This is a genomic window from Streptomyces sp. A5-4 (genome assembly GCF_051131715.1).
Classification (GTDB): domain Bacteria; phylum Actinomycetota; class Actinomycetes; order Streptomycetales; family Streptomycetaceae; genus Streptomyces.
In genome coordinates this window covers 5445938-5459327 of record NZ_CP178591.1, presented here as the reverse complement: position 1 = coordinate 5459327, position 13390 = coordinate 5445938, and the positions used below count along the sequence as shown (strand labels likewise).

General features: G+C 68.7%; 11 protein-coding genes. 6 read left to right on the top strand and 5 right to left on the bottom strand.

Translation table 11 applies throughout. The features are described from left to right. The first annotated feature begins 73 nt into the window (after positions 1–73). A complete protein-coding gene (locus tag ACLLJJ_RS25580; protein WP_434595759.1) occupies positions 74–1537 on the top strand; it encodes a catalase in 1464 nt (487 codons plus the stop codon). Positions 1538–1599: 62 nt separating this feature from the next. On the opposite strand, the gene ACLLJJ_RS25575 is transcribed toward ACLLJJ_RS25580, so the two are convergent. After that, entirely contained in the window at positions 1600–3843 is a 2244-nt protein-coding gene (locus tag ACLLJJ_RS25575) for a transglycosylase domain-containing protein (protein ID WP_434595757.1), read from the bottom strand. 250 nt (positions 3844–4093) lie between these two features. Between ACLLJJ_RS25575 and ACLLJJ_RS25570 the strand changes: the two genes are divergently transcribed. Together ACLLJJ_RS25570 and ACLLJJ_RS25565 are read left to right on the top strand one after the other, a co-directional pair. Then, entirely contained in the window at positions 4094–5029 is a 936-nt protein-coding gene (locus tag ACLLJJ_RS25570; protein WP_434595756.1) for an SPFH domain-containing protein, read from the top strand. Continuing rightward, entirely contained in the window at positions 5026–5304 is a 279-nt protein-coding gene (locus tag ACLLJJ_RS25565) for a hypothetical protein (protein WP_434595754.1), read from the top strand. The genes ACLLJJ_RS25570 and ACLLJJ_RS25565 overlap by 4 nt, the downstream gene beginning before the upstream one ends. A 133-nt stretch (positions 5305–5437) precedes the next feature. On the opposite strand, the gene ACLLJJ_RS25560 is transcribed toward ACLLJJ_RS25565, so the two are convergent. Beyond that, positions 5438–6388 carry a LysR substrate-binding domain-containing protein gene (locus tag ACLLJJ_RS25560; RefSeq protein ID WP_434595752.1) on the bottom strand — a complete coding sequence of 317 codons (951 nt, stop codon included), beginning with the start codon at positions 6386–6388 and terminating at the stop codon, positions 5438–5440. A gap of 132 nt (positions 6389–6520) precedes the next feature. Between ACLLJJ_RS25560 and ACLLJJ_RS25555 the strand changes: the two genes are divergently transcribed. The 3 genes from ACLLJJ_RS25555 (at position 6521) to ACLLJJ_RS25545 (ending at position 9100) form a co-directional block, all read left to right on the top strand. Continuing rightward, entirely contained in the window at positions 6521–7075 is a 555-nt protein-coding gene (locus tag ACLLJJ_RS25555; RefSeq protein WP_283522331.1) for a peroxiredoxin, read from the top strand. Between the two features lie 5 nt (positions 7076–7080). After that, positions 7081–7620, top strand: a complete 540-nt coding sequence (locus ACLLJJ_RS25550; protein WP_434600522.1) for an alkyl hydroperoxide reductase — start codon at positions 7081–7083, stop codon at positions 7618–7620. Positions 7621–7864: 244 nt separating this feature from the next. Further along, positions 7865–9100: an IS30 family transposase gene (locus ACLLJJ_RS25545; RefSeq protein ID WP_434600404.1), complete on the top strand. Its 1236-nt coding sequence runs from the start codon at positions 7865–7867 to the stop codon at positions 9098–9100. A 193-nt stretch (positions 9101–9293) separates the two neighbouring features. Here ACLLJJ_RS25545 and ACLLJJ_RS25540 read toward each other — a convergent pair whose 3' ends face one another. The 3 genes from ACLLJJ_RS25540 to ACLLJJ_RS25530 form a co-directional block, all read right to left on the bottom strand. Continuing rightward, positions 9294–10655 carry an AI-2E family transporter gene (locus ACLLJJ_RS25540; protein WP_434595750.1) on the bottom strand — a complete coding sequence of 454 codons (1362 nt, stop codon included), beginning with the start codon at positions 10653–10655 and terminating at the stop codon, positions 9294–9296. A 128-nt stretch (positions 10656–10783) separates the two neighbouring features. Next, entirely contained in the window at positions 10784–11524 is a 741-nt protein-coding gene (locus ACLLJJ_RS25535; protein ID WP_434595748.1) for a transglycosylase SLT domain-containing protein, read from the bottom strand. A gap of 426 nt (positions 11525–11950) precedes the next feature. Further along, positions 11951–13273, bottom strand: coding sequence for a PhoH family protein (locus tag ACLLJJ_RS25530; protein ID WP_434595746.1), 1323 nt, complete (start codon positions 13271–13273; stop codon positions 11951–11953). Positions 13274–13390: the final 117 nt, after the last annotated feature.

The following is a 13390-nucleotide window of genomic DNA, read 5'->3' as shown; positions in this document are numbered from 1 at the left end:
GCGTCGGCGGAGTTGACTGCTGTGGTGGACGAAGCGACCTGAACCCCCCATCCCTCACCACGGGAGGACGCTCGTGACCGAGGCACCCAAGGCCCCGTACACGACCAACAACGCCGGGATCCCGGTGGAGAGCGACGAACACTCGCTCACCATCGGGCCCGACGGACCGATCCTGCTGCAGGACCACTACCTCATCGAGAAAATGGCCCAGTTCAACCGCGAACGGGTGCCCGAGCGGGTGGTCCACGCCAAGGGATCGGGCGCGTACGGCTTCTTCGAAGTCACCAACGATGTAAGCCAGTTCACCAAGGCGGACCTGTTCCAGCCGGGCAAACGGACTGACATGCTGGCCCGCTTCTCGACGGTCGCGGGCGAGCAGGGTTCGCCCGACACCTGGCGCGACCCACGCGGCTTCGCGCTGAAGTTCTACACGGAGCACGGCAACTACGACCTCGTCGGGAACAACACCCCCGTCTTCTTCGTACGTGATCCGATGAAGTTCCAGGACTTCATCCGCTCCCAGAAGCGCCGCCCGGACAGCGGGGTGCGCGACCACGACATGCAGTGGGATTTCTGGACGCTGTCCCCCGAGTCCGCGCACCAGGTGACGTGGCTGATGGGCGACCGCGGCATCCCCAAGACGTACCGCCACATGAACGGTTACAGCTCCCACACCTATCTGTGGGTCAACGCCGGCGGCGAGCGGTTCTGGGTGAAGTACCACTTCAAGACCGACCAGGGCATCGAGTTCCTCACCCAGGACGAGGGCGACGCCCTCGCGGGCAGTGACGGCGACTACCACCGCCGGGACCTGTTCGACTCGATCAAATCGGGCAACGCGCCGAGCTGGAGCCTGAAGGTCCAGATCATGCCGTTCGACGACGCCCCCGACTACCGCTTCAACCCCTTCGACCTCACCAAGGTGTGGCCGCAGGGCGACTACCCGCTGATCGATGTCGGACGGATGACCCTCAACGAGAATCCGGAGGACTTCTTCGTCCACATCGAACAGGCCTCCTTCGAGCCCTCGAACCTGGTGCCGGGCATCGGCCCGTCCCCGGACAAGATGCTGCTCGGTCGGCTCTTCTCGTACCCGGACACCCATCGGTACCGGATCGGCCCGAACTACCTGCAGCTGCCGCCGAACCGGCCGCGTTCGCCGGTCAACTCGTACGCGAAGGACGGACCGATGCGGTACGAGCCGTCGCGCACGGGAGCGGTGTACGCGCCGAACTCCTACGGCGGGCCCGCGGCCGACACCGCGCGCTTCGGCGAGCCGGCCGGCTGGGCGACGTCGGGCGAGATGGTGCACCACGCGTACACGCTGCGCAGCGAGGACGACGACTGGGGCCAGCCGGGCACGATGGTGCGCGAGGTCCTGGACGACGCCGCGCGCGACAGGCTGGTGTCCAACATCTCGGGGCACCTGCTGGACGGCGTGAGCCGGACGGTGCTCGACCGTGCGCTGCAGTACTGGCGCAACGTCGACAAGGGCCTCGGTGACCGTATCGCCACCAAGGTGAACGGCACCGTCTGATCCCGTACGCGGCTGTGCGGCGGACACCCTCGGGTGGCCGCCGCACAGCCGCGTCTGCCGCTCTAGAACCCGGGCAGGCCGGGTTCGTCGTCCTCGTCACCCGCATCGGGCGGCGGTGGACCGGACGTCGTGGGGCCGGGGCTCGGCGTTCCGCTCGGCGACGGCGACGGCGGCGGCGAGCTCGGCTTCGTCGGCGGCGGACTGCTCGGGGTCGACGGCGACGGGCTCGGCTTGGTCGGCGGCGGACTGCTCGGGGTCGACGGCGACGGGCTCGGCTTCGTCGGCGGCGCCGGGGGGTCGGTCGGCGGCGGGCTGTACGTGTCGTCGAGGTCGATCTTCAGGTCGAAGTCGGCGTCGGAGCCGCCGTTCAGGGCGCCGAGCGTGTAGTCCGCCCAGATCTTGGCGGGGAAGCCGCCGCCGTTGGCGCGGCCCGAGTTGGCCGTGCCGGTCAGCGTGACCTGCTTGCCGCCGTCGGCGGACTCACCGAAGAGGGCGACCGCGGTGCTCAGCTCCGGGGTGTAGCCGACGAACCAGGCGGATTTGTTCAGCTCCGACGTACCGGTCTTGCCCGCCGCCCTGTAGGCGCTGGAGTTGGCCTCGTGGGCGGTGCCGCCGCGCACGACCCCGGTGAGCACCTTGGTCACGCTGTCGGCCGTCGAGCGGCTGATCACCTGGCTGCCGATCGGGTCGGGCAGCTCGACCTTGCCGCCCTCGCGGTCCTTGTGCTCCGCGGACTTCACGATGGACGGCAGGACCCTCTTGCCGTGGTTGTCGAGCGTCGCGTAGACACCGGCCATGTCCATCGTGCTGGCGCCCATCACACCGAGGGACATGGCGGGGCGCTCGTCGAAGCCGCCCTTGTCCTCCATGCCCATCTCCATCGCGGTGTCCTTGACCTCGTCCGGCCCCACGTCGACGATCATCTGCGCGAAGACCGAGTTGACGGAGCTGTTCATGGCTTTCTGGACCGGGATGCGGCCGTAGGACTCGTCGTTCTCGTTCTGCGGGGCGAACGCGGTGGCGCTGCCCTTCACCGGGCGCTTGCTCGTGCCGTCGTAGATCGTGTTGGGCGTGATCGGTGTGCCGTCCTGGGTCTTGGCGTCGTTCTCCAGGGCGGAGGCGAAAACGACCGGCTTGAATGTCGAGGCCGGCTGGTAGTCGGAGCGGGTGGCGTTGGATATCCAGTGCTGGGTGGCGTCCTGGCCGCCGTAGAGCGCGACCACCCGGCCGGTCTTGGGATCCACCGAGGTCGCCCCGGCCTGCAGCGTCGCGTCGACCTTGTTCTTCTTGCGGTCGAGCTTGGAGTCCAGCTGCTGCTTGACCGCCTGCTCCAGCTGCTTCTGCCGCTTCTCGTCGATGTTCAGGGTGATGTTCCAGCCGCCCGCGTCGATCTCCGCCTCGCTGACGCCCTGCTTGCGCAGCTCGGCCTTCGCGGCCTGGATCATGTACCCCTTCTGGCCCTCCTGGCCGGGGGCGCCCTTGGGCTGCTGTGGCTTGGGGAACGTCAGGCCGGAGCGCTTGCCCCGGTCCAGCTCACCCATCTCGACCATGTTGTCGAGTACGTAGTTCCAGCGCTCCTGGACCAGCTTCTTGCTGACCGGGCCCGCCGTCGCCCAGTCGTACTGGCTGGGGGCCTGGAGCAGCGCGGCGAGATAGGCGCCCTGCTGGACGCTGAGCTTCTCGGCGTCGACGCCGTAGTACGCCTGGGCCGCGGCCTGGATGCCGTAGGCGCCGCGGCCGTAGTAGCTGGTGTTGATGTACCCGGCGAGGATCTCGTCCTTGCCCCGCTTCCGGTCCACCTTGATCGAGATCACCAGCTCCTTGAGCTTGCGGGTGATCGTCTGGTCCTGATCGAGGTAGTAGTTCTTCACGTACTGCTGAGTGATCGTCGAGCCGCCCTGCTTGCCCTTGCCGGTGAGGGTGTTGAGCAGGCCGCGGGCGGTGCCGCGGAAGTCGACGCCGGAGTCCTTGTAGAAGCCCTTGTTCTCGGCGGCGACGAAGGTCGACTGGACCTCCTTGGGGATCCGGTCGAGGCCGACGATCTCCCGGTTGATCTTGCCCGTACGGGCCATGATCTTGCCGTTGCTGTACTTGTAGACGTTGCTCTGCATCTCGGCCTGGGCGTTGGCCGCGGGCACGGGCACGTACATGTAGAGCGCCACGAAGGCCGCCATGGCGAGCAGGCACAGGCCGAAGAAGGTACCGAGCAGCTTCTTGAACGTGAAGAAGCGACGTATACCTCCCGCCTTCTTCTTGGCCCGGCGCGCACCGCGCTTCCGGTCCTGTCTGGCTTCTGCTCGGCCCATTACTCCGTCGCTCCGCTCATTGAGCCCCCTGATATCAGCTCAGAAAGCTAACACCGCACCTACGGACAAAGGGCGCCCGATCCGGTCTTTTCCGGACGTGACAATCAGCACCCATCTCTCAGGAACCGACTCACGAGAGGGGCCCAGGGTTGCGAGACGGCTCGTACAGGTTTACGACAAGCCCTAATGTGATATCACTTTGCTAGAAAGTTTCGACGGTACGCACGCGTCAGCGAAACGGGGATCAACCATGCCCATCACCAGCACAGACACCCCCACCGACCTGCCCGACATGCCCGCACCACGGGTCCGCGAGTTCGCCGCGCGCAGCATCGCGGGCGGTCTCGCCCTGCTGCTCGGCCTGCTCGGTCTGCTCGTCGGCGCCGGACTCGTCGCCGCCGCCGTCCCCGTTACCGCGACCGGCATCAAGGCCACGCTGATCGCCGTCGGCGCGCTGGTCGCGATCGGCGCCTGCTTCGCGATGGCCGGGCTCAACATGGTCGCGCCGGGCGAGGCCCGCGTGGTCCAGCTCTTCGGCCGCTACCGGGGCACGATCCGCACCGACGGGCTGCGCTGGGTCAACCCGCTGACCACCCGCTCCAAGGTCTCCACGCGTATCAGGAACCACGAGACCGCGGTCCTGAAGGTCAACGACGCCTACGGCAACCCGATCGAGCTCGCCGCGGTGGTGGTCTGGAAGGTCGAGGACACCGCGCAGGCGACGTTCGAGGTCGACGACTTCCTGGAGTTCGTCGCGACCCAGACCGAGGCGGCGGTGCGGCACATCGCGATCGAGTACCCGTACGACGCGCACGACGAGGACGGCCTGTCGCTGCGGGGCAACGCGGAGGAGATCACCGAGAAGCTCGCGATCGAGCTGCACGCGCGCGTGGAGGCGGCCGGGGTGCACATCATCGAGTCCCGGTTCACCCACCTCGCGTACGCGCCCGAGATCGCCTCGGCGATGCTCCAGCGGCAGCAGGCGGGGGCGGTCGTCGCGGCCCGCAAGCTGATCGTCGAGGGCGCGGTGGGGATGGTCGAGATGGCCCTCACCCGGATCACCGAACAGGACATCGTCGAGCTCGACCCCGAGCGCAAGGCGTCGATGGTGAGCAATCTGATGGTGGTGCTGTGCGGTGACCGGGCCGTTCAGCCGGTCCTCAACACCGGCACGCTCTACCAGTGACGGATCCGCAGCCGCGCCCTCGACCGCAGCCGCGCAAGCAGGTGCTGCTGCGGCTGGATCCGGCGGTGTACGACGCGCTGGCGCGCTGGGCGTCGGAGGAGCTGCGCAGCGCGAACGCGCAGATCGAGTTCCTGCTGCGCCGATCACTCGCGGACACCGGCCGCCTCCCGGGCGCCGCGTCCCCGATCCGCCGCCGGGGCAGGCCCCCGCGGCCGCCCCGGTCGCCGGGTGCGGCCGGGGACGCGGAGCAGAAGCCGGGGCCACCGACGGGGTAGGGCGGGGCGGGGCTCCGGCGGACCTGTTCCCCGCTCCGCCGCTTCCCGGCCCCGGGACAGGCCCCCGGGGCCTGTCCCGGGCGCCCTGCGGCCGTGTCATCGAACGCCGGACCGGCCGACGAGGCGCGGCCACCTACCCGCTTCCCACCACCCGCACCGGAAGCCCCGCCATCGCCCCCCGCAGCGCCTGCGCGAACGCCTCGAACTCGCCCTGGCGCGCCGCCCCCGACCGCATCGCCAGCGCGACCCGGCGCGAGGGCGCCGGGTCGGCGAAGTACCCGGTGACCAGTTGGTCGTTGCGGTCGGTCTCGACCCGTACCGCCGTGCGCGGCAGCAATGTCACGCCGAGGCCGCCCGCGACGAGTTGGACCAGCGTGGAGAGGCCGGCGGCGGTGGTCGTCACGGGTGCGCCGTCCACCCGGCCCGCCTCACGGCAGATGTCGAGCGCCTGGTCGCGCAGGCAGTGCCCCTCGTCGAGCAGCAGCAGATGCAGCTCACCCAGTGCGCTGCGGGGAATGTCCGAACGCCCGCCCAGCCAGTGGTCCTTGGGCGTGACCAGCACGAAGTCCTCGTCGAACAGCGGTAGTTCGGTCACACCCGGCATCCCGAGCGGCACCGCGAGCAGCAGCAGATCGAGCCGGCCGGCCGCCAGCCCCTCCAGGAGTGAGGACGTCTGCTCCTCGTGCACCTGGAGATCCAGCTCCGGATAGCGCTCGTGCACGAGCCCGAGCACCGTCGGCAGCAGATACGGCGCCACCGTCGGGATCACCCCGAGCCTGAGGACCCCGGTGAAGGGGGCCCGCACCGCCTCGGCCTCCTCAAGCAGCTCCCCGACCGCGTCGAGCACCGCCCTGGCCCGCACCGCGAGCCGCTCGCCCGCCGGGGAGAGCAGCACTTTGCGCGTCGTACGCTCGACGAGCTGCACGCCCAGCGTCTCCTCCAGCGCCGAGACGGCCCCGGACAGAGCCGGCTGGCTGGTCCCGATCGCGGCGGCGGCGTCGCGGAAGTGCAGATGCTCGGCCACGGCCACGAACGCCCGCAGCTGCGACAGACTGGGCTGTTTGCCCCTATGTACGGTAGCCACTGATAGGCACCTCCGATCAGGTCGAGCAAGTCTAGCTATTTCCGCGATCAATGCCTCCTATGTCACTCTAGGGATCCGTCCACACCCCAGGAAATCGCCCAAACGGGATTTCCTTCGCTGCAAGGAGAGCGCGTGCTCACTGTTGGTGACAAGTTCCCCACGTACGACCTCACTGCTTGTGTCTCTCTGGAGACCGGCCAGGAGTTCGAGCAGATCAACCACAAGTCCTACGAGGGCAAGTGGCGTGTGGTCTTCGCGTGGCCCAAGGACTTCACCTTCGTCTGCCCCACCGAGATCGCCGCGTTCGGCAAGCTGAACGAGGAGTTCGCTGACCGCGACGCGCAGATCCTCGGCTTCTCCGGTGACTCCGAGTTCGTGCACCACGCCTGGCGCAAGGACCACCCGGACCTGACGGATCTGCCCTTCCCGATGCTGGCCGACTCGAAGCACGAGCTCATGCGTGACCTCGGCATCGAGGGCGAGGACGGCTTCGCGCAGCGCGCCGTCTTCATCGTCGACCCGAACAACGAGATCCAGTTCACGATGGTGACCGCCGGCAGCGTGGGCCGTAACCCCAAGGAAGTCCTCCGGGTTCTCGACGCCCTGCAGACCGACGAGCTGTGCCCGTGCAACTGGACCAAGGGCGAGAACACCCTTGACCCGGTCGCGCTCCTGTCGGGCGAGTGACCGCGATGTCCCTCGACGACCTCAAGTCCGCCGTACCGGACTACGCCAAGGACCTCCGCCTGAACCTGGGTTCGGTCATCGGCAACAGTGACCTCCCGAAGCAGCAGCTCTGGGGCACCGTGCTGGCCTGCGCGATCGCCTCGCGCTCGCCGAAGGTGCTCCGCGAGCTGGAGCCGGAGGCCAAGGCCAACCTCTCCCCCGAGGCGTACACGGCCGCCAAGTCGGCCGCGGCCATCATGGCGATGAACAACGTCTTCTACCGCACGCGTCACCTCCTCTCCGACCCGGAGTACGGGACGATGCGCGCCGGTCTGCGGATGAACGTCATCGGCAACCCGGGCGTGGAGAAGGTCGACTTCGAGCTGTGGTCGCTCGCCGTCTCCGCGATCAACGGCTGCGGCCAGTGCCTCGACTCGCACGAGCAGGTCCTGCGCAAGGCCGGTGTCGAGCGTGACACCGTCCAGGAGGCCTTCAAGATCGCCGCGGTGATCCAGGCCGTCGGCGCGACCGTCGACGCCGAAGCGGTCCTCGCGGAACAGCCGTAGCAGTACGCCGTACGTCGAAGGGCCCCGCAGACATCTTGGGTTCTAACGGTCCTCGCAACACCCATGATCTGTGGGAGTTGCGGGGACCGTGGGCGTTGAGCGTGGTGATCTTGCAGGGTTGAAGGCACGTTTCCTTGCGCGGCTGGATGTCGTGGGGAGCGTGACCGTGGTGGCGCGTGAGCTGGGCGTGAACCGCAACACGGCCTTCGGCTGGGCCCGGAAGGCCGGACGCGGGTCGGTGCGCCTGTCGCAGCGGCATCCTCGGCGCGACGAGTACGAGCGGCTTCGGGCCGCCGGAGTCGCACGCCGGGCAGCGGCCCGGCAGGTCGACGTGAACGAGCGCACGGCCAAGGACTGGGACTGGGGCGTCAAGAAGAGCGGCACCACACGCACCTACGCCGACGGTCGCCGTGTCGACTACACCACCGGGACCCTCACGATGGGTGGCGTGACCACAACGCCGGTGGGCCTGAAGGCCCTGGAGAAGCAGATTCACCCACGGTTCCTGACGCTCGCCGAGCGCGAGAAGATCCGCGATCTCCGCGCGGCGGGGCAGTCGCTGCGGGCGATCGGACGGGCCCTGGGGCGGCCGGCGAGCACGGTCAAGCGGGAGACCGACGCGAACTCGGGCCTTGAGGGCTATCAGCCCTACGCTGCCCACCGGGCGGCCGCCACGCGCAGACCCCGCCCCAAGGACCGCAAGCTGCTGCGCGAGGGCCGGCTGCGACGCTTCGTCCAGGACGGACTGCGCGGGCGCTGGTCGCCGGAGCAGATCTGTCACGCTCTGGGCAAGGAGTATCCCGACGACCGGAGCATGCGGGTGAGTGTGGAGACGATCTACCAGGCGCTGTATTTCCAGGCCCGCGGCGGCCTGAAACGGGAAGTCCAGGCCGCCGTCCGCTCCGGCCGGACCCGCCGCAAACCACGCCGGGACCCTCAGCGGCGCACCCCACGGTTCATCGACCCGATGGTGATGATCAGCGACCGCCCTGCCGCCGTCGAGGACCGGGCCGTGCCCGGCCACTGGGAAGGCGACCTGATCATCGGCGCCAACAGCCGCTCCGCGATTGCCACGCTGGTCGAGCGAAGCACCCGCTACACGATGCTGGTCCACCTGCCGGGCGGAGCCCACGACGCCGAAACCGTGCGCGACGGCCTCGTCGCCACGATCCAGACCCTGCCCGCACACCTGCGCGGCTCCCTCACCTGGGACCAGGGCAGCGAGATGGCACGCCACAAGCAGTTCACCATGGCCACCGGCATGCCCGTCTACTTCTGCGACCCCGCCTCACCCTGGCAACGCGGCTCGAACGAGAACACCAACGGACTCCTGCGCCAGTACTTCCCCAAAGGCACCGACCTCAGCGTCCACAGCCCCGAAGACCTCGAACACGTCGCCCAGGAACTCAACGGCCGCCCACGCAAGACGCTCGGCTGGAGTACTCCAGCCGAGCGTCTACGTGATCTACTCACCACCTGAAAACCAGGCGGTGTTGCAACGACCACTGGAACCCAAGCATCATCGGCGGGGGCCTTCGCGCGTTGCGGACCCGCGCCGTCGGTGCGTCAGCTTCTCAGCGCCTGAGCGCGTCCTTGAGGTCCCGGCCCGTCGGTGGAGAGGGTGTCGAGGCCGTCGGGCGGCCCTGCGCCCCCCTCCTGCTCCGGCTCGCAGATCATTCCGGCTCCGCAGCCCGGTCCGCAGCCCGCTCGGCCGGGGCCGGAGTAGGTGCCACCGCGACCGCCGTCGCGCCGTGCGGCTGGGGTGCCGCGCGCAGGGCCGCCTCGTTGCTGTGGGCCCGCAGGTAGCCGACCACCGTGTTGGTCACCGCCACCAGCGGCACCGCGACCACCGCGCCGCCGATGCCGGCGACCAGGCCGCCCGCGGCGACGGACAGGACGACGGCCAGCGGGTGCACCCGGACCGCGCGGCCGAGGATGAACGGCTGGAGCACATGGCCCTCGATCTGCTGGACCGCCAGCACCACGGCCATCACCATCAGCGCGGTGAACGGGCCCTGGGTGACGAGCGAGACCACGATGGCGAGCGCCCCGGACATCACCGCGCCGACGAGCGGGATGAAGGCGCCGAGGAAGATGAAGACGGCGAGCGGCACGGCCATCGGGACATCCAGGAAGAAGAGTCCCAGGCCGATGAAGATCGCATCGATCATGGCCACTATCACCGTGCCGCGTACGTACGCGGTGAGCGTGCGCCACGCGCGCGGCCCCGCCCCCGCGACCCCGGGCCGGGCCTGGGCGGGAACCAGTTTGAGGCTCCACTCCCAGATGCGCTTGCCGTCGTACAGCAGGAAGAGCGTCGAGAACATCGCCAGCAGGATGCCGGTGAGGAACTCGACCATGACCGTGACGCCCTGCAGGCCCGCCGAGGTGATCTCCTCGGTGTTGGTGCCCACCGCGTCGCTCAGGTTCTTGGCGATGTCGTTGATCTGGTCCTCGGTCACATGGAACGGGCTGTTGAGGAGCCAGCGCTTGAGCTCCTCGATGCCGTCCCTGAGCCGGTCGGAGAGGTTGTCGATGTTCTCCATGACCTGCCACACCACGAACCAGCCGACCAGCCCCATGATGACGAAGCCGAGGACCGCGGTGACGGCGGTGGCGAGGCCGCGCGGCAGTCCCACTCTGCGGAGCCGGGCAACGGTGGGCTGGAGCATCGCGGTGACGAGCAGGGCCGCGACGAAGGCGAGGACCACCAGCTGTACGGAGCTGATGATCTTCATCAGCACCCAGAGCGTGCCCGCCAGTACGAGCAGCCGCCAGCCGGCCTCGGCCGCGACGCGCATCCCCCACGGGACGGCCGCGACAGGATCGGGCCTGGCCGCGACGGCAGGGGCGTAGTCGGGGGGAGCGGGGACGTGTTCGAGGCCGGCCGCCGCGTCCGCGGGCACGGCGTGCGACCCATGGGCGATCAACGGGTCGGCGTCGGCCTCCGCCTCGGCCCGGCGCTCGTCCAAGCGCGCCCCCACGCGGGTCAGCCCGTCACCCACCCGGCCGAGCCATCCTGGCACTTTCGACATGTTGATCCTCTTCCCCCGCCACTCCGCTGGGGGAGTTGGACGGACCCGACCGTACACGGGGAGAGCCCCCCACCATAGGACGGTGAAGGGCTCAGCCGAGTTGAGCGTCAGAGGAACTGATGCCCGTACTAGTACCAGTTATTCGCCTGCCAGAACTGCCACGCGCCACAGGGGCTGTCGTAGCGCTCGTTCATGTAATTGAGGCCCCACTTGATCTGCGTGGCCGGGTTGGTCTGCCAGTCGGCGCCCGCGGAGGACATCTTGGTACCGGGGAGTGCCTGGACGAGACCGTACGCACCGGACGAGGGGTTGCTCGCCTTGTAGTTCCAGGTCGACTCGTGATTCACGATGTTGCTGAAGCACTGGAACTGGTCGCCCGGGATCATCTGGCGCGCCATGGCCTGGACCTCGGCCACGGAGTAGGAACCCTGCGGGGAGAAGCTGGAAGCGTCACGGGAGGCGGAGCGGGAGGCGACCTGCGACTCCTCCTTCTCACGCTCCTTGGCTTCCTTGGCGGCCTTGGCCGCCTTGGCCGCCTTCGCCTCGGCCTCCGCCTTCTCTTCGGCGGACTCCTTCTTCGACTTGGCGTCCTTGGCGGCCTGAAGGCGAGCCGATTCCTCGGCCGACTTCTTGGCCGTCGCGTCGGCGGCGTACGCCTGTGCGTCGGCCTGCTGCGTCAGGGACGCGGTCTGCACCTGGGCCTGCTGGCCGACAGGGATGTCTGCGAGGAGCGTCGTGTCGGCTGCGGTCGCCTCGAAGTTGTCGTTCGAGGGCAGAGTGTCGCCCGAGGCGACGCCCACTACGGCGCCGACAGTGGTGACCGCGGTAGCCGAAGCCACGGCGAATCCCCGGACCGAAATCCGGCTCACACGGTTTCCTTCCAGCAGTGCCCGCTCGGGTGACCTCGCGGACGCAATCGTGCCCCTGTCACTGGCCTCAACCTATCGCTAGGTCATGAGAGGCGCGGGCCCGTTGGACAACTCCCCTGCGGGGAGAGCCGTGTGGTGCTCGGGCAGCATACGACGAAGACTGTCGAGTTGTGCGGTTTCGCACCACGAGTGGTGCGGGGGTGTCGTATGCGGGGCCTGACGGAAGCAAGACTCTGCCGGAAGCCGACGCCGGGAAGCAATTCCCCGTTGCGTGTGAAAGCTCACACGCCGTTTACGCCGGAAGTTTTTCGGAAACGTACGCGCAGCGCGGCGCCGCCCGGCTATGCTCCTGCGCTTCGCCGGGCGGCGTCAACTGCCTTTTGCCCTCAATGGGTTACCGAACGGGTTACCCAGGGCCAGAGAGGGTCAGATCTGCCCTTCCTCCAGCATTTCGGTCACCAGCGCCGCGATCTGGGAGCGCTCGGACCGGGTGAGGGTGACATGCGCGAAGAGCGGATGGCCCTTCAACTTCTCGACGACGGCGACCACTCCGTCGTACCGGCCGACCCGCAGATTGTCGCGCTGCGCGACATCGTGGGTCAGCACCACCCGGGAATTCGATCCAATCCTGGACAGAACCGTCAACAGGACGTTCCGCTCCAGCGACTGGGCCTCGTCGACGATCACGAACGCGTCGTGCAGCGAGCGGCCCCGGATGTGCGTGAGCGGCAGCACTTCGAGCATGCCGCGCCCCAGCACCTCCTCGATCACCTCGCGGCTCGCGACGGCCGAGAGCGTATCGAAGACCGCCTGCGCCCAGGGGCTCATCTTCTCGGACTCGGAGCCGGGCAGATAGCCGAGCTCCTGCCCGCCGACCGCGTACAGCGGGCGGAAGACCATCACCTTCTGGTGCTGGCGGCGCTCCAGCACGGCTTCCAGGCCCGCGCAGAGGGCCAGCGCCGACTTGCCGGTGCCTGCCCGGCCGCCCATCGAGACGATGCCGACCTCGGGGGCGAGGAGCAGATCGAGCGCGATGCGCTGCTCGGCGCTGCGCCCGTGGATCCCAAAGGCCTCCCGGTCGCCCCGCACCAGCCTGATCGTCCCCTCGGGGGTGACCCGGCCCAGCGCCTTGCCGCGATCGGACTGGATCACCAGACCCGTATGTACGGGAAGGTCGGCGGCGGCCGGCTCGTACACCGTTTCCTCGGTGTAGAGCAGATCCACCTGCTCGGCCGAGAGCGACAGCTCCGACATCCCCGTCCAGCCGGAGTCGGTGACGGCGAGCTCGGCGCGGTACTCCTCGGCGAGCAGCCCGACCGAGGATGCCTTGATCCTCAGCGGCAGGTCCTTCGACACCACCGTGACGTCGAAGCCCTCGGCCTGGAGATTGCGCGCGACCGCCAGGATCCGCGAGTCGTTGTCCCCCAATCGATAGCCGGCCGGGAGCACGCCGGGATCGGAGTGGTTGAGCTCGACACGGAGGGTCCCGCCCAGGTCGCCCATCGGGATGGGGGCATCGAGGCGTCCGTACCGCACCCGGCAGTCGTCGAGCAGGCGCAGGGCCTGCCTGGCGAAGTAGCCGAGCTCGGGATGGTGCCTCTTGGCCTCCAACTCCGTGACCACGACGATCGGGAGCACCACTTCGTGCTCGTCGAACCGGGCCATGGCATTCGGGTCGGCCAGCAGGACGCTGGTGTCGAGAACGTAAGTGCGCCTGTCGGGCATGCGGCGCTTAGTACTGGTCACCACGGAAGGACGTACCCCCTCGGACGAGGTTGGGGTGCGACGACGTCGCGTGCCTTGGGACCGGGCTCGGGCCACGATGCGCGGGCCGAACTCCGGCCCTCCACGTCGTCCGTGCGCGGT

Coding starts and splice junctions, on each gene's coding strand:
- ACLLJJ_RS25540 (WP_434595750.1), bottom strand. CDS start 10,655: ATGTCGAAAGTGCCAGGATGGCTCGGCCGGGTGGGTGACGGGCTGACC.
- ACLLJJ_RS25570 (WP_434595756.1), top strand. CDS start 4,094: ATGCCCATCACCAGCACAGACACCCCCACCGACCTGCCCGACATGCCC.
- ACLLJJ_RS25575 (WP_434595757.1), bottom strand. CDS start 3,843: ATGGGCCGAGCAGAAGCCAGACAGGACCGGAAGCGCGGTGCGCGCCGG.
- ACLLJJ_RS25550 (WP_434600522.1), top strand. CDS start 7,081: ATGTCCCTCGACGACCTCAAGTCCGCCGTACCGGACTACGCCAAGGAC.